The organism is Streptomyces sp. NPDC038200 (assembly GCF_055600785.1).
The window spans coordinates 42,228-62,916 of the sequence record NZ_JBVJYH010000036.1 but is presented as its reverse complement, the minus strand read 5'-3'; the positions used below and the strand labels follow the sequence as shown (position 1 = coordinate 62,916).

At 71.0% G+C, this 20,689-nt stretch carries 12 protein-coding genes and 2 pseudogenes; 9 read left to right on the top strand and 5 right to left on the bottom strand.

The window, feature by feature from the left end; all coding sequences use genetic code 11:
- The coding region (locus tag ACZ7KF_RS40210) for an alpha-1,6-glucosidase domain-containing protein (protein WP_471087208.1) at positions 1-104 on the top strand (104 nt) is incomplete at its 5' end.
- 89 nt (positions 105-193) lie between these two features.
- Here ACZ7KF_RS40210 and ACZ7KF_RS40205 read toward each other — a convergent pair.
- The 5 genes and pseudogenes from ACZ7KF_RS40205 to ACZ7KF_RS40185 all read right to left on the bottom strand — a co-directional run.
- Positions 194-3,265: pseudogene (locus ACZ7KF_RS40205) on the bottom strand (alpha-amylase family glycosyl hydrolase); the annotation flags it as partial.
- A gap of 134 nt (positions 3,266-3,399) precedes the next feature.
- Positions 3,400-6,495: pseudogene (locus ACZ7KF_RS40200) on the bottom strand (alpha-amylase family glycosyl hydrolase); the annotation flags it as partial.
- 148 nt (positions 6,496-6,643) lie between these two features.
- The gene (locus ACZ7KF_RS40195) at positions 6,644-8,344 is read right to left on the bottom strand and encodes a carbohydrate-binding module family 20 domain-containing protein (RefSeq protein WP_471087204.1); all 1,701 of its coding nucleotides are present in this window, start codon (positions 8,342-8,344) and stop codon (positions 6,644-6,646) included.
- Positions 8,345-8,810: 466 nt separating this feature from the next.
- Positions 8,811-9,788, bottom strand: a complete 978-nt coding sequence (rfbB, locus tag ACZ7KF_RS40190; RefSeq protein WP_471087202.1) for a dTDP-glucose 4,6-dehydratase — start codon at positions 9,786-9,788, stop codon at positions 8,811-8,813.
- Positions 9,785-10,852, bottom strand: coding sequence for a glucose-1-phosphate thymidylyltransferase (locus tag ACZ7KF_RS40185; RefSeq protein WP_471087199.1), 1,068 nt, complete (start codon positions 10,850-10,852; stop codon positions 9,785-9,787). Before ACZ7KF_RS40185 ends, rfbB begins: the two co-directional genes overlap by 4 nt.
- Before the next feature lie 246 nt (positions 10,853-11,098).
- On the opposite strand from ACZ7KF_RS40185, the gene ACZ7KF_RS40180 reads away from it, so the two are divergent.
- The 8 genes from ACZ7KF_RS40180 to ACZ7KF_RS40145 are packed head-to-tail and all read left to right on the top strand — an operon-like array spanning position 11,099 to position 20,681.
- Positions 11,099-12,391: an aspartate aminotransferase family protein gene (locus ACZ7KF_RS40180; protein ID WP_471087196.1), complete on the top strand. Its 1,293-nt coding sequence runs from the start codon at positions 11,099-11,101 to the stop codon at positions 12,389-12,391.
- On the top strand, positions 12,388-13,431 hold the full coding sequence (locus tag ACZ7KF_RS40175) for an ABC transporter ATP-binding protein (protein WP_471087193.1): 1,044 nt from the start codon (positions 12,388-12,390) through the stop codon (positions 13,429-13,431). The genes ACZ7KF_RS40180 and ACZ7KF_RS40175 overlap by 4 nt, the downstream gene beginning before the upstream one ends.
- Positions 13,428-14,291, top strand: coding sequence for an ABC transporter permease (locus ACZ7KF_RS40170; RefSeq protein ID WP_471087190.1), 864 nt, complete (start codon positions 13,428-13,430; stop codon positions 14,289-14,291). The genes ACZ7KF_RS40175 and ACZ7KF_RS40170 overlap by 4 nt, the downstream gene beginning before the upstream one ends.
- Positions 14,288-15,088 (top strand): ABC transporter permease, encoded by an 801-nt coding sequence (locus tag ACZ7KF_RS40165; protein WP_471087187.1) that lies wholly within the window; start codon positions 14,288-14,290, stop codon positions 15,086-15,088. Before ACZ7KF_RS40170 ends, ACZ7KF_RS40165 begins: the two co-directional genes overlap by 4 nt.
- Positions 15,085-16,548 (top strand): hypothetical protein, encoded by a 1,464-nt coding sequence (locus ACZ7KF_RS40160; RefSeq protein ID WP_471087184.1) that lies wholly within the window; start codon positions 15,085-15,087, stop codon positions 16,546-16,548. The genes ACZ7KF_RS40165 and ACZ7KF_RS40160 overlap by 4 nt, the downstream gene beginning before the upstream one ends.
- Positions 16,545-18,638 carry a glycosyltransferase gene (locus ACZ7KF_RS40155; RefSeq protein WP_471087181.1) on the top strand — a complete coding sequence of 698 codons (2,094 nt, stop codon included), beginning with the start codon at positions 16,545-16,547 and terminating at the stop codon, positions 18,636-18,638. Before ACZ7KF_RS40160 ends, ACZ7KF_RS40155 begins: the two co-directional genes overlap by 4 nt.
- Positions 18,631-19,737, top strand: coding sequence for a sugar phosphate nucleotidyltransferase (locus tag ACZ7KF_RS40150; protein ID WP_471087178.1), 1,107 nt, complete (start codon positions 18,631-18,633; stop codon positions 19,735-19,737). Before ACZ7KF_RS40155 ends, ACZ7KF_RS40150 begins: the two co-directional genes overlap by 8 nt.
- A complete protein-coding gene (locus ACZ7KF_RS40145) occupies positions 19,734-20,681 on the top strand; it encodes a carbohydrate kinase family protein (RefSeq protein WP_471087175.1) in 948 nt (315 codons plus the stop codon). The genes ACZ7KF_RS40150 and ACZ7KF_RS40145 overlap by 4 nt, the downstream gene beginning before the upstream one ends.
- Positions 20,682-20,689 lie beyond the last annotated feature (8 nt).

Genomic DNA, 20,689 nt, shown 5'->3' with positions numbered 1-20,689 from the left:
TGCAGGCGGCGGGCGCGGACGCGGTGGTGAAGACCTCCGCCTACGCGGCCGGCTCGGGCACGTTCACCGTCCCGGCGCGGACCGTGGCCGTGTTCACGACCTGAGTCGGTCACTCCCCGCCACGGAAACGAGCGATCGGCGGGTGCCCCTCGCGACGCGAGGGGCACCCGCCGATCGTGGTGCGTCAGGGAACACGGACTCCGGTGGCGGCGAGCAGCGCGCCGTTGGCGGCCCGTTGTGTGGCGATGAGCTGTGCGTCCTCGGCGGCCTGGACACGGTCGCGGTCACGGGGATCGATCGTGAACGCCGGGTCGTCCGCCAGCTCCGGGTACGCCGCCTTCTGCGCGTCCGTGAGCTTCGACGGGATCAGCCGGAGCCAGTGCCCCTCGTCGGAGAGCGCGCCGTCCTTGACGGTGATGCCTCCGTCGGGGGCGTACACGAGCTGCTGGCTGGTGGAGTCGGTGGCCTTCACCTTCCACACGACCGTGTCCGTGTCGAGCCACCGGGCCTTCGCGGTGTCGAGGTCAAGATCCGGTGCGCTGCCCACCGTCGGCAGCAGGTAGTCGCTGTCACCGCCGATCAGCCAGGTCTCCTTGCCATAGGTGGCGAAGTCCAGCGACCGGTCCGCGGTGAGGTCCTTCTCGTCGCCCTTGTGGACGATGTAGCTGAGTGAGGTCGCACCGTCGGCGAGCGGCACCTCGAAGGTCACGCCGAAGGCGTCCCTGCCGGTCGGCGCGAGCGGCGCCGACCAGTCCGTGGGGTGGCGGGCCCCGGTCCAGGTGTGCAGGCCCCAGCCGTCGTAGTCGCCGTCGGCCCGGTGGTAGTGGATCACGGCCTTGGTCGCGTCAGGAGCCGGGTAGGCGCCCTGCGGTGCCGTGTCCGACTGGCCGTCGTCCCCCTGCCGGATCCAGACCTCCCCCGTCTTCCCCAGGTCGACGGTGCGCTGGGGACCGTCCGCGGTGCCGTTCCCGGTGACCGTGTACGTCAGGGTCCTCGCGCCGTCCTCCGGCTTGACCCAGGCGAACGCGCCGTAGGCGTCCCGCCCGGTGAACTCGGCCGACTGGCCGGCGGCCTGGAGTCTCCAGCCGGTGTAGTCGCCGTCCGGGCGCAGGTAGTGGACCACGGCGTACTCGCGGTGCAGGGCGCTCGGCGGCTGCGGGGGTGCCGGCCGGCCGGCCGTGGTCGTGGCGAGGTCGCTCGCAGTGCGGCCCGCGAGGTCGACGGCCACGGCCTTGTAGCGAAGCGGGGTGCCCCGCTCGACCGTGTCGGGCAGGTGCTGGGTGACCTGGTACGGGGCGTGGTCGGCCGTGCCGAGGGTCTGCCAGGGGCCGTTGCCGACCTGAGCGGCGAAGACCACGCGGTCGAGGCCGTCGCCGCTCACGTCCGCGGAGACGTCGACGTCCCCGGTGGCGCCCGCCGCGGGGGCCCGGAGTTCCAGGGTCGGCCGGGTCGCGGGCCTGCCCAGCCGTTGCGTCGCCTTCAGGACCACGGACGACAGCGGCGGGACGGTGACGGTCACCCGGGTGTCGGTGCCGCTGGTGACCGTGCCGGTGGTGCCGTACAGGCCCCGGTAGGCCAGGTCGGCGGAGCCCGTGGGGATCCGTACGGTCCGGGCCTCGGTGGCGTTGTTGAACGCGACCAGGTAGTCGCGCCCGCCGCGGACGTCGGTGCGGGAGAAGGCGTACACGGAGCCCTGTGCGTAGCGCTCGGTCTGGACGCCGTCGCGCAGGGCGGGGTTCCGCCGGGTCAGCCGGGAGAGGGCGGCTATCGCACGGTACAGGGGGTGTGCGGTGTCGTAGGCGTCGGTGGAGGCCGTCCGGTCGGTGCCGATCTCGTCGTCGTCCAGGTAGTCCGGCACCTTCGAGGCGAACATCGTCTGGCGGGCGTCCTTGTCGCCGCCGGCGCCGGTGAAGCCCTGCTCGTCACCGGAGTAGACGACCGGGTTGCCCCGGGAGAGGAACATCAGCTCGTGGGCGAAACGGTCCCGGCGCAGGAGTTCGGCGTCGTCGGCCTTCGGATTGTCCTTGAGCAGGAAGCCGCCGATGCGGCCCATGTCGTGGTTGCCGAGGAAGGTCACCTGCTCGTAGGCGTTCGCCTTGTCGGTGGTGTAGCGGTAGTCCTGCGCGAACACGTCGGCGAGCCGGTCGGCCGCCCGGCTCTGGGAGGCGTACTGGCGGATCGCGTCCTGGAGCGGGAAGTCGAGCGTGGCGTCGAGCCGGCCCTGCCGTACGTACGGCGAGGTGACGGACGGGTCGGAGGACAGTGTCTCGCCGAAGACGAAGAAGTTCTTCCGGCCCTTCCTCGCCGCGTAGGCGTCGAGTGCTGTCGCCCACTGCGTCCAGAAGGCCATGTCGACGTTGCGGACGGTGTCGACGCGGAAGCCGTCGACACGGAAGTCCTCGACCCACTTCTCGTAGATCTGCTCCATGCCGCGTACGACTTCGGGGCGTTCGGTCCACAGGTCGTCCAGACCGGTGTGGTCGCCGTAGAGGGTGCTCTCACCGGCGAAGGTGGAGTCACCGCGGTTGTGGTACATGGTCGGGTCGTTCAGCCATGCCGGGACTTTGGCGTCCCGTTCGGCCGGCGCGACCCGCGGGGTGTACGGAAGGCCGCGGGCGTCGACCTTCCCCATGCCCTTGCTGTCGTCGAAGGGGCGGCCCTCGGTGTCCAGGTAGGGGTAGGCCCCCTTGCTGCGGTAGGCGAACTTGTTCTCGGTGTTGGTGACGGTGTCGGCCGTGTGGTTGGTGATGACGTCGAAGAAGACCTTCATCCCCTTGGCGTGGGCCTTGCGGATGAGTTCCGCGAGGTCCGCGTTGGTGCCGAAGTGCGGGTCGACGCGGGTGAAGTCGGTGATCCAGTAGCCGTGGTAGCCGGCGCTCTCGCCGTTGCCCTGGACCGGTTTGTTCTTGAAGATCGGGGCCAGCCAGATCGCGGTGGTGCCGAGCCCCTTGACGTAGTCCAGTTTCCTGATCAGGCCCTTCAGGTCACCGCCCTGGTAGAAGCCCTTGTCGGTGGGGTCGTACCCGGTGGACGTGCGGTCGCCGGGAAGCCCTCCCCGGTCGTTGCCGGCGGAGCCGTTGGCGAACCGGTCGGGCAGGAGGAAGTAGAACTGCTCGCGGGTCATGTCGTGCCGGGCGGCCGTCGCGGCCAGCCGGGCGTCGGACGGTGGAGCGGGCGGTCGCTCCGTGGCGTGCGCGGGCTGGGCGGCGTGCAGGGCCGTGGCGAGCAGTGCGGCGGTGACGGCCACGGTGGCGGAGCGGGTCAGGGCGGCCGGGAGTACCCGGCCCCGCGAGTTCGACGGTGGTCCGCCCGGGTTGTCCCGGGCGGTGTGCGATGCGGTCACGGTGCGGCTCTTTCCTTCCGTTCGGTGCGCTTCGCCGGTCAGCCGGCAAGCAGGTGCACGGTCGTCGCGCCGAGCAGGGCCCCGTCCTGTCCTCGTTGGGTGGCGATCACCTGGCGGCTCGCCCGTGCTTCGGCGATCCGGTCGCGGTCTCGTGGGTCGACGGTGAAAGCCTGCTGGTCCGCGTACGGCGGATGGGCGGCCCGTTGGGCGTCGGTCAGCCGGGCGGGGACCAGACGCAGCCAGTGCCCCTCGTCCGACAGGGCTCCGTCCTTGATGCCGATGCCGCCGTCCGGCGCGTAGACGAGTTGCTGACTGGCGACGCCGGCACCGGTCCCCCGCCATACGACGGTGGTGTCGTCCAGCCAGGTCGCGGCCGAGGTGCCGAGGTCCAGGCCGAAGGCGCCGCCGAGGGTGGGTGCGAGGTAGGTGCTGTCCCCGGTCACGCGCCACACCTCGTGGCCGTAGAGGGAGAAGTCGAGGGCCTCGTCGGAGGGGACGTCCTTCTCCTCCTTCTTGTGCAGGATGTAGCTGAGCGAGTCCGCGTGATCGGTCAGCGGCACTTCGAAGACCAGGCCGAAGGCGTCCTGGCGCACCGGGCGGATCGGGTCGTTCCACTCCGGCGGCTCGGCCGCTCCCGTCCAGGCGTGCAGCCCCCAGCCGTCGTAGTCGCCGTCGGGGCGGTGGTAGTGGATGACCGCCTTCGTCGCGTCCTGGGCCGGGTAGGCGTCCGCGGGTCTGGTGCCGGTCACCGCCTCGCTGCCCTGCTCGGTCCACACCTCCGGTGTCGCGGCGAAGTTCAGCGTGCGCGCCGGGCCGTCGGTGGCCCCGTCCTTCTCCACCGTGAAGGGGATCTCGGTGGCGCCCTCGGCCGGGGCCAGCCAGGCGAACGCTCCGTAGGCGTCCCGGCCGGTGAAGCCGGCGGTCCGGCCGTCGGCCGTGCGCAGCCGCAGGCCGGCGTAGTCACCGTCGGACCGACGGTAGTGGACGACGGCCCAGTGGCGTGCGGCCGTCGGTCTCGCAGCCGCCTCCGCCTGGCCCGCGGTCGTCGTGGCGAGGGCGGCGGCGGTCCGGCCGGCACGGTCGACGACGACCGCCTTGTACCTGAGCGGTGTTCCCGCGGGTACGTCCGGGGCGATGTTCTGGGTGACCCGGTAGGGGGCGTGGTCGGCGCTGCCGAGGGTGTGCCAGGGACCGTTGCCGGTCTGAGCGGCGAACACGACCCGCTGGTACGCGCCGCCCGTGACGTCGGCGGAGATCTCCACGGTGCCGTGGGCTCCCGCGTCCGGGGCGGTGAGTTCGAGCGACGGCTCGGCCGGCGACGGGCGCTGTGGCCCGGCTGCCTGGTACACGACGGCCGACAGGGCCGGGACGGTCATGGTGATCTTGCCGTCGGCATCGCCGCGTGCCCTGCCGGTGGCGCCGTACAGGGCCCGGTACGTCGTGTCCGGTGAACCGGTCGGTACGGTGACGGTCCGGGCCTCGGTGGCGTTGTTGAACGCGACCAGGTAGTCGCGCCCGCCGCGGACGTCGGTACGGGAGAAGGCGTACACGGAGCCCTGTGCGTAGCGCTCGGTCTGGACGCCGTCGCGCAGGGCGGGGTTCCGCCGGGTCAGCCGGGAGAGGGCGGCTATCGCACGGTACAGGGGGTGTGCGGTGTCGTAGGCGTCGGTGGAGGCCGTCCGGTCGGTGCCGATCTCGTCGTCGTCCAGGTAGTCCGGCACCTTCGAGGCGAACATCGTCTGGCGGGCGTCCTTGTCGCCGCCGGCGCCGGTGAAGCCCTGCTCGTCACCGGAGTAGACGACCGGGTTGCCCCGGGAGAGGAACATCAGCTCGTGGGCCAGGCGGTCGCGTGCGAGAAGTTCGGCGTCGTCCGCGCCGGGGTGGTCCTGGGCGATGAAGGTGCCGATGCGCCCCATGTCGTGGCTGCCGAGGAAGGTGACCTGGCTGTAGGCGTCGGTCTTGTCGGTGGTGTAGCGGTAGTCCTGCGCGAAGACGTGGGCGAGGTCGTCCGCGGGACCGCCGCGCGAGGCGAAGTTGCGGGCGGCGGCCTGGAACGGGAAGTCGAGCGTCGCGTCGAGCCGGCCCTGGGTGACGTAGGGGGCGGTGATGGAGGCGTCGGCCGAGAACGCCTCGGCGAAGAGGAAGAAGTTCCGGCGTCCGTGCCGTGCCGCGTAGCGGTCGAGCGCGGTGGCCCACTGGGTCCAGAAGGCCATGTCGACGTTCTTGGCCGTGTCGACCCGGAAGCCGTCCACACCGAAGTCCCGGACCCACTTCTCGTAGATCCGCTCCATGCCCCGGACGACCTCCGGTCGTTCGGTCCACAGGTCGTCCATGCCCATGAAGTCGCCGTCCAGGGCGCTCTCCCCGGCGAAGGTGGAGTTGCCGCGGTTGTGGTACAGGGAGGGGTCGTTCAGCCAGTCGGGCACCTTGCGGTCCTGCGGGTCGGTGGAGACCTGCGGGGTGTAGGGGGCACCGTCCGCGTCCGTTCGCCGCATGCCGGTGCTGTCGTCGAAGGGGCGGCCCTCGGTGTCCAGGTAGGGGTAGGCGCCCTTGCTGCGGTACCCGTACCGCTTCTCGGCGTAGTCGATGGTGTCCGCGGTGTGGTTGGTGATGACGTCGAAGAAGACCTTCATGCCCTTGGCGTGGGCCTTGTCGATCAGCTCCGACAGGTCGGCCTCGGTGCCGAAGTGCGGGTCGACCCGGGTGAAGTCGGTGATGGCGTAGCCGTGGTAGTTGGCGGTGGGCCTGCCGTCGCGGACCGTGACGGGCTTGTTCTTGAACACGGGTGCGAGCCAGATGGCGGTGGTGCCGAGGCCCTTGATGTAGTCGAGGCGGTCGATGACGCCTTTGAGGTCGCCGCCCTGGAAGAAGTCCTTGTCGGTCGGGTCGTAACCGGTGGCGGTGCGGTCGCCGGTCAGCCCGCCGCGGTCGTTGCCGGTGTCGCCGTCGGCGAAGCGGTCGGGCAGCAGGAGGTAGAACTGTTCCCGGCTCACGGCCGGACGGGCCGGCTGGTGCGCGAGCGCCGCGTCCGTCGGCGGCGGGGGCGGCCCGACGGCCGTCGCCGGGGGCGTCAGCGGTGGCGACACGGCTGCGAACAGCGCGACGGCCAGGGCGGTTGCGTAGTGTCTGGGTCTGCCGACCACGTGACGCATCTCCTCGGGGTGTCGGGTGCGGGCAAGGACGGGCACCGCCGTGCGGCGGGGCGCGGGACCGCCCGGCACCGGTGGCACGGGCCGGGCGGTCGTGTCGGTGATCGCCGTGCGTTCCACGGTGATCGGTGTTCGTCTCCGGGTACGGCGGTCAGCTGCGCCAGGTGTCGTTCAGCGTGATCACGCCGCTGGACGGGACGGTGGCCTTCCGGTTGGAGCCGCTCTCCCAGGTGACGTTGCCGCTTGCGTCCTTGCGGAGGTACTTGTACTCGAATGCGGTGCCCGCGGGCAGGGACAGGTCGAGCTTCCAGACGGGGTAGCTCGCCGGGTCCAGCTTCAGGGCGTTGGAGGTGTTCCAGCTGCCGAGGGCGGAGGTGCTGCCGACGACATAGACGTTCTGACCCCACTGGGTGGTGGCGTTGACGTGGAAGGAGGCCCCGGTCGCCGGATCGGGGTCGGGGCTGGTGCCGGTGTCACAGTTCTTCGCGCCCGTGTGCAGGGCGAGGGCCGAGTTGGCGCCCAGGCTGGCCGTGAACTGACCGGACGAGTTGACGGTCACCGCCTTGCCGCTCTGCACGTCGCAGTAGCCGCCGGCCGGGAGGGAGGTCTGGAAGGTGCGGGTGAGGGAGGATCCCTCGTGGTTGATGACGACGTACGCCTTGTCACCGCGGCCGAAGGCGATCTGGTTGTTGCCGTTGTCCCACCAGTTGGTCACGGCGGCGCCGGCGGCCGTGTTGCGGAACTTGACCATGCTCGCGATCTCGCGCCAGGCGTGCTGGCACTTCCAGCCGCCGGTGTAGCAGGCGTTCACCTGGCCGTTGTCGGGCCCGCCGGCGTCGGTGTCACTGAACTCGTAGCCGGAGTGCACGTCGGGCGAGCCGTAGGGCCAGGCCAGCATGAAGACGTGCGCGAGGGTGTAGTTGGCGCCGTCCTTGTAGGTGAGGCTGCCTCCGTTGCGTTCGGTGTCGTGGTTGGCGACGAAGACGGACGCCTTGTCGCTGGAGACGTAGCCCCATGCCTCGCCGAAGTTCTTCAGTTCCGCGAGCTTCTCGTTGTTGAAGACCCGCTTGAGGTCGGAGGCGTAACGGAACTCCTGGACGTCCCCGGTGTTGTAGAACTCGGGCGGCTGGACCGCCTCGCCGGAGGCCCCGATCGTCTCCTGCTTCCAGTACACGCCCGGGTTGGACAGGCGGGACTTGATGTTGGCGAGGTCGTCCTCGGGTATGTGCTTGGCCGCGTCGATCCGGAAGCCGTCGACGCCGAGGGAGAGCAGGTCGTTCAGGTAGCCGGCGATGGTCTTGCGGACGTACTCCTCGCCGGTGTCGAGGTCGGGCAGGCCGCCCATCTCGCAGTGCTGGACGTTCCAGCGATCGGCGTAGTTGCTGATTTTCGTGGTGCAGTCGTCCATGTCCGCGGCGGAGTACGTGCCGGGGTAGTCGTACTTGCTGAAGGACGACCCGGCGGTGCCCGTCCCGGCGGCGTTCGCCATGTGGTTGATCACCGTGTCGGCGACCACCTTGACGCCTGCCGCGTGACAGGTGTCCACCATGCTCTTGAAGTCCGAGCGGCCGCCCAGCTTGGTGCCGATCTTGTAGCTGACGGGCTGGTAGGCCGTCCACCAGGAGGCGCCCTGGATGTGTTCGTTCGGCGGGGAGACCTGGACGTAGCCGTACCCGTCGGGGCCCAGCTCGTCCGTGCACGCCTTCGCGACGGACGTGAAGTTCCATTCGAACATCACCGCGGTGACGTCCTTGCCGCCGGGCGCGCTCGCCTGCGCCGGCGTCGGTGCCGTGACGGCCACAGCGGCTCCCGCCAGGACGGCGAGTGCAGCGGCCACGGTCTTTCTGGCCATGGTTGCTCCAGTGGGGAAGTGGGGTGATACCGGAGGGCAGCCTCGGTTGACAACACGCCATGCCAAGCAAGGCCGTTCATTGGTTCTTGCTGCAAGAAATTGCGGTCGAGACCGTACGGCGCCGCTTACCGCAGGTCAACCCCTCGCGATGTAAAGGCAGTTCATCAGGCAATATTTGAACGCGCCGCGTGCAAAGCCTTTCGCAACGGTTTTCAGGGTGTTACGTTCAACCAACTCCGGCCGTCGGCCGCGGGGTTCGCGCCTGGCGTGTCCCCGACGCGCCCGGCCGATCGGGCCGGAGTGTCCGCGCGGCTCCGGCGGCAGTGCGCTCCCCACCGGGTGCGCAGCCGGGCCGTGTGGAACCCCTGACACGGCCGACGCGGTCACCCCCGGACGCGCCGATCCGCTTTCGGGCAGAGCGCCGCCGCGGTCACCCCGGACGCACCGCGCCGCCCTCGGACAGCCTTCAGACGGATTCCAGCAACGGCTCCCACCAGGACCGGCGGGAGCGATACCAGTCCACCGTGGCGGCCAGCGCCGCCTCGAAGTCGACCCGCGGCCGGTACCCCAGCTCCGCCGTGATCTTGCCGTGGTCCACCGCATAACGGCGGTCGTGTCCCTTGCGGTCGGTGACGTGCGTGATGCGCTCCGGACCGGCGCCGCACCACCGGAGCAGGCGGTGCGCGAGTTCCAGATTGGTCAACGAGGTGCCACCACCGATGTTGTACGTCTGCCCCGGCCGTCCCGCCGTGCGCACCAACTCCACCGCCCTGACGTGGTCGTCGACGTGCAACCAGTCGCGGACCTGCCTCCCGTCGCCGTACACCGGCAGATCACCGCCGGTCAGCAGGGTGGCGACGAAGCGCGGGATCACCTTCTCCGGATGCTGGTACGGACCGAAGTTGTTGGAGCAGCGGGTCACCCGGACGTCCAGGCCGTGGGTGTGGTGGTGGGCCAGTGCGACGAGGTCGGCCGCGGCCTTCGACGCCGCGTACGGCGAGCTGGGTCTGAGCTGGTCCTCCTCGCGTGCGGCACCCTCGGGGATCGAGCCGTAGACCTCGTCGGTGGAGATCTGCACGAACGTCCGCACCCCGTGCCGCAGCGCCGCCTCCAGCAGGGTGTGGGTGCCCATCACGTTGGTGCGGGTGAAGCCGGAGCCGTCCTCGATGGAGCGGTCGACGTGCGACTCCGCCGCGAAGTGGACGATCTCGTCGTGGCCGGCCGCGAGCCGCCGCACCGTCGCGGCGTCGCAGACGTCCCCGTGCACGAAGGTCAGACCGGGGTGGTCGCGCACGGGGTCGAGGCGGGCGAGGCTGCCCGCGTAGGTGAGTTTGTCGAGAACCGTGACCGTGACGCTGCTCGGCCCCGCGGGGCCGAGCAGTGCGCGGACGTAGGCGGATCCGATGAATCCGGCTCCGCCGGTGACGAGGATGCGTGACGTCATGAGGTGAGCTGCACCTTGCTGTGGTCGCCGATGACAAGACGGTGGGCCTGGGGAGGACGGGGGGCGGCAGTCACCACGGCCTCGCGGCCGATGAGCGAGCGCTCGATGCGTGCGGCACCTTCCACGCACGCTCCCTGGAGCAGCACCGAGAACTCGATCGCGCTGTCCTCCACCCGGCAGTCCTCCGCGATGGCGGTGTACGGCCCGACACTGGAGTTGTTGATGACGGCACCCGCCCCGATGACCACGGGGCCGACGATGCGCGATCCCCGCACCACGGCTCCCTCCGCGATGCGGACCCTGCCCACCAGGACGGTGTGCGGATCGACCTTGCCGTCGACGCGTCCCTCCATCCGGTCCAGGACGTGCCGGTTCGCCTCCAGCAGGTCGTCGACGCTGCCGGTGTCGCGCCAGGGCCGGGTGGTGGTCTCCGCCCGCACGCGCAGTCCGCGGTCGATCAACCACTGCACCGCGTGGGTGATCTCCAGCTCGCCGCGCCCCGAGGGGCGGATGGCCCGCACCGCCTCGTGCACGGCCGGCGTGAAGGCGTAGACGCCGACGAGGGCCAGGTCGCTGCGGGGCTGCTCCGGTTTCTCCTCCAGCCGCCGCACCACCCCGTCGCCGTCGACTTCCGCGACGCCGAAGGCGGTGGGGTCCGGCACGGGGGTGACGAGCAGCCGGGCGGCGTCCCGGTGGGCGGCGGCGCGCCGGACGAATCCCGTCACGCCGTCCTCCAGGTGGTTGTCCCCGAGGTACAGCAGGAAGTCGTCGTCCGCCAGGAAATCACGGGCGATCGCCACCGCGTGGGCCAGGCCGAGGGGTTCGGGCTGGTCGAGGTAGGCGATGTCCAGCCCGAAGGCGGAACCGTCGCCGACCACACGGCGGATGTCGTCGCCGTGATGGCCGACCACGACGCCCACCTCCTCGATGCCGGCCCCGGCTATCGCCTGCAGGGCGTAGTGCAGCACCGGTCTGTTGGCGATGGGGAGGAGCTGCTTGGCGCGCGTGTGGGTGAACGGCCGCAGCCTGCTGCCGGTGCCACCGGCAAGGACCAGGGCTTTCATAGCGGCCACCGGTGTCGCGGAAGGGACTGGGTCTGTGGTCTCACGGATGTCTCCTCGAGCGAAAGTCGCGGTGTCACCGGTGGAACTGATCTCGACTCAAGCAGAAGCCGGACATGCGCCGCAAGGTCGTTCAGCAACTTTCAGCAAGTTCTTGCATGGGACGCCGCGTTGGTGTTTGACTCGCTTCCGGCATCGCCCAACGGCGCTGCCCGACAGAGCAGTTCGCACGGAAGGGTGTGAGCAGCAGTGACAGCTCGGCACCAGCGGGAGCGGCTGGAGCGGGAGGCACGGCACCTCGCTCCGGGCGCCTCCGAGGAGGCGGCCGTCGGACGCCGGGTGTTCGCCGAGGGGCGCGGCCCGGTCCTCACGGACCTCGACGGCAACCAGTATCTGGACTTCGCGGCGGGCACCCTGACCCAGTCCCTGGGGCACGGTCACCCGGAGGTCGTGACGGCGCTGACCGAGCAGGCCCGGCGCCTGTGGAACGTGCACGACTCGGCGACGCCCGACCGAGCCGCGCTGCTGGAGCTGCTGGCGAGGCTGCTGCCCGAACGGCTGGACACCTATGCCCTGTTCTCCACGGGCGCGGAGGTCGTCGAGGCCGCGCTGCGCGTGGTCCAGGCCACCGCCGAACCGGGCCGCAACCGGATCGGCGCCCTGCGCGGGGGCTTCCACGGCAAGACGATGGGTGCGCGGATGCTCGTGCACTGGGACGTGGGCCACCAGGCCTTCGCCGGCAACTCGGTCCTCGGGTACGCGGCCTACTGCTACCGGTGCCCGCTGGAACTGACGTACCCCTCCTGCGGAGTACGCTGCGCCTCTCTCGTGCGCAAGCACATCGCCGACAAGCCCAACGTCTCGGCGCTGGTCTTCGAACCCGTCCTCGGTGCCGCCGGCGTCGTCGTGCCGCCCCCGGGCTACTGGGAGCAGATCGCCGAGGCCTGCCGGTCCAACGGCGTGCTGCTCGTGGCCGACGAGGTGCTCACCGGCGGCGGCCGGACGGGGACGTTCCTGGCGAGCGAGCAGTTCGGTGTCGAGCCCGACCTGGTCGCCCTGTCCAAGGGGCTGGCCAGCGGGTTCCCGTTCGCCGTGCTGGCGGGCAGGGCCGACCTGATGCACCATCCGGCGGCCTCCGGGGCCGGTGCCTACGCGTCCACGTACGCGGGCAACCCTCTCGGCGTCGCGGCGGCACGGGCGACGCTGGAGGTCGTCGAGCGCGACCGCCTGATCGAGCGTGTCCGCGTCCTGGGCGAGCTGCTGCACGAGCGGCTGTCCGCCCTTCCGGCCCGCTTCGACAACGTCGGGGACGTGCGCGGTCTGGGTCTGCTGTACGGGCTGGAGTTCGTCACCGACCGGCAGAGCCGCACCCCCGCGCCGCATCTCGCGAGGGCCGTGTACACCACCGCCCTCGACCTGGGTCTCAGAGTCGCCCTGGGCGGACACATCCTGCGCCTGGCGCCGCCTTTCACCATCGACGAGCCGCTCCTCGACGAGGGCGTCGGCATCCTCGAAGAGGCCCTGGGACGGGTGCTGTCGTGATCGTCGCGGAGAACCTCGTCAAGGAGTTCCGGCTCACCGAGCGCAAACCGGGTCTCGCCGGCAGTCTGGCCACCCTCTTCACCCGTGAGCACCGCATCGTCCGCGCCGTCGACGGCGTGTCCTTCACCATCCCGGCCGGGTCCAAGACCGCGTACATCGGTGCCAACGGGGCGGGCAAGTCGACCACGATCAAGATGCTGACCGGCATCATGACGCCCACCAGCGGGCGCTGTCTGGTCCGCGGCATCGAGCCCTACCGGCACCGGCAGGCCAACGCCCGCGGCATCGGCGTGGTCTTCGGCCAGCGCAGTCAGCTCTGGTGGGACCTGTCCGTGCCCGACTCGTTCCGCATCCTGCGCCGCGTCTACGACATCCCCGACCCGGTGTACCACCGCAATCTCGCCCTCTACCGGGAACTGCTGGACATCGACGCCCTCGGCACCACGCCCGTGCGCCAGCTGAGCCTGGGGCAGCGGATGCGGGCCGAGATCGCGGCGAGTCTGCTGCACGATCCGGCGGTCGTCTTCTGGGACGAGCCGACCATCGGCCTGGACATGGTGCTCAAGGACGCGGTGAGGCAGCTGGTCAACCGCGTCCACGAGGAGCTGGGCACGACCGTCGTGCTCACCAGCCACGACATCACGGACATCGCCGCCATCTGCGACAGCGCGCTGGTCGTGGACCGGGGACGGGTGGTGCACCAGGGCAGCATCCGGGACCTGCTGCGCACCGCCGACCGGCGTTCGGTCGTGTTCGACCATCGGGACGGCCCGGATCCCGGGTCCGCCTGCGCGGAGATCGAGCGGGGGCTGCCCGGGGTGAACGCCTCGTCCGCCGAGGACGGCCGGATCAGGATCGACTACCCGGCCGACCGGTTCACCTCCCGGCAGGTGCTCGGCTTCCTGCTCGAACGCTTCGACCTCGCGGACTGCTACGCGCCCGAACCCGACCTGGAGGACGTCCTGCGGAGGATCTACGGCGGGCACCGCGAGGCGGCGCCCGCCGGGGTCCCGGGTGCGAGCCGGGAGGGTGCGGCATGACCCGCTCGCCCCGCCGGGAGCGGAAGGAGCCCGCTCCGCCCCTCCCCCTGCCCGTGCGAGCCCGGCACTACCTGCCGTTCGCCACCGGAGGACTCCAGTCCCTGCTCCAGTACCGCTCCACGTTCGTCACGACCGGGATCACGGCCGCCGCCGGCGCGGCGATCACCGTCTTCCTGTGGCGGGCGGTGTACGCGGGCGCCCCGCCCGGCGGCGGCCCGGGCGGCTTCACCGCCGAGAGCATCACCACCTATCTGCTCGTGGCCCAGGTGCTGCAGATCCTGCACGCCAACCGGGTGGACGACGAGGTCGCCGCCGAGGTCTACCGCGGTGACGTCGCCGTCATGCTGGTGCGGCCCGTCAGCTACCCGGTGATGCGTTTCTTCGCCTGTCTCCCGGTGGTCGCGGCCAACGCCGTCCTGGTCGGCGTACCCGTGCTCGTCCTGTTCGCGCTGATCGTGCCGCTCAGCACGCCGCGGCCCGTGGACGTCCTGCTGTTCGCGGTGTCCACCGCGCTGTCCGTGCTGCTCGCCTTCCTCGTGAACCTGCTGACCGGGATGACGGGCTTCGTCACCACGAACACGTGGGGGGTGCGGATGGTGAAGCAGAGCGTGGTCGCCTTCTTCGCCGGACAGCTGGTGCCCCTCGCACTGATGCCGGGGCCCCTGGCGGCCCTCGCGTCCGCGCTGCCCTTCCGGGGCATGGTCGACGGCCCGCTCACCCTGCTGCTCGGCCGCTACGACGGGGTGGCCGGCGCGACCGACGTGCTGGCCCGTCAGGTCGGCTGGGTGGCGGGTCTGACGGTGCTCAGCGGCGTCCTGTGGCGGGCCTCGCTGAGCCGTCTGGAGGTGCTCGGCGGATGACCGCAACGGTGTGGCGCCATGTGCGGCTGGCCTTCTTCCTCGGCGGGGTCGGGCTGCACCGGCTGAGCATGTACCGCATGGACTTCGCCCTCGGGGCGGGAGCCTTCCTGGTCCGCGTGGGCCTCCAGACGGCCGTGGTCGGCCTGGTCTTCCGGCAGGTGCCGGCGGTGGACGGCTGGACCTATCACGAAGTGCTGTTCCTGCTCGGCTTCTCGCTGCTCCCCCGCGGCCTGGACCACCTCTTCACGGACCAGCTGTGGGAACTGGGCCGCAAGCTGGTCCAGCGCGGCGAGTTCTACCGCTATCTCATCCGTCCCGTGAACCCGCTGTTCTCCCTGCTGTCGGAGCGCTTCTTCCACCCCGACGGACTGGGCGAACTCGCCTTGGGAGCCGCACTGGTGGGCTGGTCCGGCAGTCGGCTCGGTCTTCACCCGACCGTGCTGCAATGGCTCGTCGCCCCGTTGCTCGTCCTGTGCGGCGCCCTGATCCACACCTCGGTGAAGCTGCTGTTCGCCTCGCTGTCCTTCTGGACCGTGACCAGCCTGCCGTCGATGTACGCGGCGAACCAGGTGTCCGAGTTCGCCGCCTATCCGCTGGACATCTACCACCCCTCGCTGCGCGCCGTCCTGACCTGGGTACTCCCCTTCGCCTTCACCTCGTACGTGCCCTGCGTCTATCTGCTGACCGGCGCCACGGGGCTGGTGGTCTGGCTGCCGGTGGTGACGGCCGGGACCCTCGCCGTCGCCCTGACCGTCTGGCGGCGCGGCGTCGACGCCTACGAAATGACCGGGAGTTGAGCACGCACGTGATCCGTGACGAACACCTCGAACACCTGCTGCGCACCGCGCCCTGGATGCCGCGCGACCTGCGTGCCGCCCACCGATACGAAGCGGTCGACCACGTCGAGCTGGGCTCCGGCGAGCTGCTGCTGGTGGTGACCGCCGTCGGCGGACCCGCCTCGGGCGAGCGGGTGTTCGTGACCGCGCGCGGGGAACCGTCGGGCGGCGTGACCGGGATCGGCGGCGACGGACCGCACGGACTCGCAGCCGTGCGCCGTGTGCTCACCGGCGCACGGCTGCGCACCACGCGCGGCGGACACGTCGACTTCCGCCGCGCGCCCGCGGTGCCGGCCGGCGAGGTGCGGTGGCGGCCCTTCGACCAGGGCTGGTCCTCCAACTCCCTGTCCCTGGTGGAAGTCGACGGCTCCCCGTTCATCCACAAGACCTACCGCCGCCTGGACGAGACGGTCCACGAACCGGAACTGCTGCGGCTCATGAGCGGCTCCGGACACACGCCCGAGTGGGCCGGGGACTACACCTACACGGACCCCGTCCACGGCACCCGGCATCCGGTGGGCGTCCTCTACCGGCACGCTCCGGGGCACGGCATCGACGCTCCGCTGCGCGAGAACCTGCGCTCGCTGTGGCCGCGGCTCACGGACGGCACCGCACCGGACCAGCTCGTGCACTCCCATCTGCTGCCGCTGGAGCCGAAGCTGGACAGCGCCGGGCGATTCCTGCGCGGCTTCCACCAGGAGCTGGCGGCACGCCTGGGCACTCCCGCCACCGGCTATCCGGTGGCCGACGCCCTCGCGCGGTCCTCGGCACGGCTGGCCGAGCTGGCCCGCGCCGACGCTCCCCTGCCCGAGGCCGCCCGGAGAGCCGCCTTCGACGCCCTCGCGACCGAACTGGAACTGCTGTCAGAGGAGTTCCACGGCCGGGCGACGGCTCCCGGCGCCGGTCCCTGCCACGGCGACCTGCATCTGTCGCACCTGCTGTGCTCCGACACGGCCGACGGCACCTGGCGCATGAGCGTCATCGACCTGTCCACGCCCGCCCTGTCACCGGACGACCCGGCCCACGCCGCCCAGTCGCCCCTGCAGGACCTCGTCGCCGTGCGGCGCGCCCTGGAGTACTTCGCCGCCGACGAGGCCGCCTTCGAGAGTGCCCGCCGCCTGGGCATCGACTCGACCGAGACCATGAACGGTTCCCTGGACGGCGCACCCGGCCTGCCGCCCGCGGACCGCGCCGTGCTGGCGAACGTCTTCCGCACCGCCGACATCTGGCGCGAGCGCGTGCTGCGCCTGCTGCTCGGCCCCGCCTCGGACAGTCCGCTGCGGCGGCTGCTGTACCTGCGCCGGCTCCTGCACGAGCTGGGCTACAACCACGACCACGCCCGTCCCTACCACGCCGCGATCGACCTGCGCCACGCGCTCGCGCTGGCCTTTCCCGCCCCGACGACCTACGCGAGGACATGACCGTCGTGAACGCGCCCCGGATGCACATCATCGAGACGTACTTCGAGTGCTGCGGATTCGACCACACCTTCCTGCAGGGCGGCACGTCCGTGTACCTGTGGAATCTCTCCAGGACCTTCGCCGCCCGGGGACACCGGGTCTCCATCGTCACGCCCGCCCACGGCAGACTCGACGACCTGCGGCAGCGCTACGAGGTGGAGGACCTGCCCTACGAGGACACCTACACGCTGCCCGTCGCCCTCGACCCCCGGGTCTGGGAGGGCTTCCCCGCGCAGGCCGACCTGTCGCTGCGCACCACCGCCCACCGCATCCGGCTGGAGGGCGTGGACCTGTACTTCCTGGCCAACGAGTACCTGAACCGGCTGCCCGACACCTTCTACCCTCCGTACTCCGCCAAGGGCCGGGACCTGGTGTTCTTCAAGCCGCTGGTCTTCCAGGTGGACAGCGTGCGGTTCCTGCGCGGCTGGTTCGGCGACGAGAAGGCCGTCGTCCACGCGCACGAGCCGTACTACCACTACCTGCTGCCGGCCGCCCTGCGCGAGGACCCGACGAAGCTCGTCGTCAGCAACGTGCAGAGCAACATGCCGATCGCCAAGAAGGTGTACGCGCCGGAGGTGGAGCGTCTGTTCGAGCTGCTCGACGTGGACGTCAAGCTCCCCGGCGCCGAACCCGAGACCGACGCGCCCCCGGCGGTCGTGCAGTACCAGCAGCTCACCCACCTGCACTACACCTACCCGGCGGACCACGTGGCGATCTACGAGCTGACCGCCGACCACGCCGATCTGGTCGACTTCCTGTCGCCCGGCCAGCTGGACTTCTACGCGGGCTTCCGCGACACCCCCTTCGAAGTGCTGTTCCGGCGGCTGCCCATCGCCGAGGTGGTGCGCCGCAACGCCCACAAGATGTTCGTCGGCGGCTGCGCCATCTCCGACCAGTGGCTGGCCTGGGACCCGGCCGGCGTGGACCGGGCGGAGGTGCTCGGCGGCCTCGGCCTCGATCCCGCGCTGCCGACGTTCTTCCACAACGCCCGCTACGCGGTGCACCACAAGGGTCAGATCGAGCTGATGCGGGCCGTGGACCGGGTGCTGAGCGAGGGACTGGAGGCCAACTTCGTCATCCGCTGCATCTCCGGCAACGGCATCGACGACCCGTTCTTCCACGAGGTGGCCACCCGCCATCCGGCCCGGCTCCACTTCGAGTGGGAGCGCGTCGAGGAGGCACGTATCTTCTCCTACGCCGCCGCCTGCGACTTCGCCCTGTTCCCCTCCAAGTTCGAGATGGACACCTTCCTGATCGCCCAGGGCGAGGCCATGGCCGTGGGCGCGGTCCCGATCGCCACGGACCAGCGCGGCATGGAGCACTTCCGGCACGCCGACGGCCCGGAGACGGCCACCGGCTTCGCGGTGAACCGCTCCTTCGCGGAGGACGACGAACTGCTCACCGCCGCGCTCGCGGAGCGCATCCGCCAGGCGGCGGCCCTGTGGTCGGACGAGCCCGGCCGCTACCGGGAGCTTTCCGAGCGCGCCTCGGCCGTCGCCCGGGTCTTCACCTGGGACCACTGCGCCGACCTGCACCTGGCCGCCTTCACCGATCTGTGGGAGGGCCGGCCCGCCGTCCTGTCCACCGAACTGGCGCTGCGCCACGGCTGGTTCGACCTGCTCCCCGACGACGCGGTCACCGCCTCCGCCGCGCTCGGACACGGTGACATCGAGGCCTACGAACGCCGCGCACCGCTCGATGCGGACGCGGCACTGACGATGTTCCGTGCCGCGTGGCGGCGCGCCGACTTCGCCGTCTGCGAGCGGGTCCTCGACCGGTTCCCCGAAGCAGTGCCCGCGGACGAGACCGCCCGGCTGCGCGAACGTGCCCGGTTCCTCGGCGACGGACGGCTGGAGTACCGGCTCCCGCACGCCGAACGGGTGGAAATCGTCGAAGCGCGGCGTAGCTCGTCCAGAGCCCTGCCCGACGTCCGCACTCTGGAGCGCACAGCGCCGGGGATCTTCGTGGGCGAGGCTCCGAGCGCCGACGGCCGGCTGCTGCTCACCCTGTCCTCCGGCCGGGTGACCTGGGACGAGGTGCGTCATGGCTGATCTGAGCACGGTACGCGCGGTGCTGCTGGCGGGCGGGGAGGGCCGCCGGATGGGCCCGCTCGGCACGGGACGCCTCAAGCCGCTGGTCCCCTACGGGGGCACCTGCCGGCTCATCGACTTCAGCCTGGCCAACGCCCGCGCCTCGGGCCTGCCGGAGGTGCTGCTGCTCTCCCAGTACGAGGAGCGGCAGCTGATGGACGACCTGCACCGGACGTGGAACGCCGAACCCGGCTTCCGGGTGCACTTCGGCCCCTACGACGTCGCCTACGCGGGCCGGGAGCTGCCCACCGAACTGCCGCGGCGCACCTGGCCGCTGGAGCGCGGCACGGCCGACGCCCTGATCCGCAAGGCCGATCATGTCTTCACGGAAGGCACCGAGGACGTCCTCGTCCTCCACGCGGACCACGTCTACCGCTACGACTACCGTCCGCTGGTCGAGGCGCACCGGGCCTCGGGCGCGGCGCTGACCGTCGCCTACCAGCGCATCGACATGCGCTGGGTGCACCTGTTCGGCATGGTCCGCTTCGACAGCGGCGGCCGGCTCACCGAGTTCACGGAGAAACCCGAGAACCCCACCTCCGACCTGGTCTTCGCCGCGTTCTGCGTCTTCGACGCCGCCGTGCTGCGCCGGTACCTGACCGAGCTGGACGGGAGCGGCTGGCAGCACGACATCAGCCGGGACGTGATCCCCGCGATGCTCGCGGCGGGAGAGCACATCCGCGGCCACGAGGTGCACGGCCACTGGGAGGACATCGGCACCGTCGAGCGCTACCACCGCGCGCACCTGGCCCTCGCGGCCGGGCCGCGGGCACCTCTGCCCGTCGGACGGATGCCGCGGACGGTGCGGCCGGACGTCGGGCGGAGATGGGTCGCCGAGGCCCCGGGAGTGCGCACGTCGGTGGTCCCTTCCGACCTCGTCAACGCCGGGCTCGTGGAGGACAGCGTGCTCTTCCCCGGGGTGCGGGTAGGTGCGGGTGCCCGGGTGCGCCGCAGCGTGGCGCTGCCCGGCGCGGTGATACCGCCCGGCGCCGACATCGACGGGGCGGTCGTCCTGGAGGACGGACGCGTTCAGCACGTTACCGAAGGAGTGAGCGCATGACGTTGCCCGGATCCCACAGCGAGAAGCGTCCGAGCGACTACGACGTCCTGGTGGTCGGCGGGGTCGGTGTGGACACGATCGTGCGCGTGGACGAACTGCGCGTGCCGCCCGGGGACTCGGTCTTCGTGGAGCCGCTGAAGGACTACGTCGGGCACACCGGCAACGGCGTCGCGCTGGGCTGGCACGCGCTCGGACTGCGTACCAAGTTCATCGACTTCCTCGGCGACGATCCCCAGGGACGCATGGTGCTGGAGCACTATGCCCGTCACGGCCTCGACTTCAGCCACCTCGTCTCGCCCCACGGCACCCCCCGCTCGGCGAACCTCGTGGACCCGCAGGGCCGCCGCTTCTCCTTCTACGACGGACGCCACCCCGCCGACCTGAGGCTGCCGCGCGACTTCTACCTGCCTTTCCTGGAGCGGTCGGCCCACGTCCACCTGTCGATCATCGGTCACAACCAGGACGTGTACGAGGACATCCACCGCCTCGGCGTGACCAGTTCCACCGATCTGCACGACTGGGACGGCCACAACCCGCACCACCGTCACTACGCCCTCAACTCCGACTACGTGTTCCTGAGCGCCGCGGCGATCCACGACCGGCTGCACACCGTGCTGCGGGACGTCGTGGACGAGGGCCGGGCCAGGTTCGTGGTCGCGACCGACGGCGCCGACGGCTGCTACCTGCTGGAGCGCGGTGACACCCACATCCGCCACTTCCCTGCCGTGCGGCCCGAACGGCCCGTGGTGGACACCAACGGGGCCGGGGACGCCTTCGTCACCGCGTTCCTGCACTCCTACTTCGAGGGCCGCCCACTGGCGGACTGCGTGCTGAGCGGATCGGTGGCCGGCGCGTTCGTGTGCGGCAGCGTCGGCACCCACACCGAGTTCATCGACCTGCCGGGGCTGCGCGCGGCCGGCGCGCGTGCCGCGGTGGACTGGTGAGGGGCGCC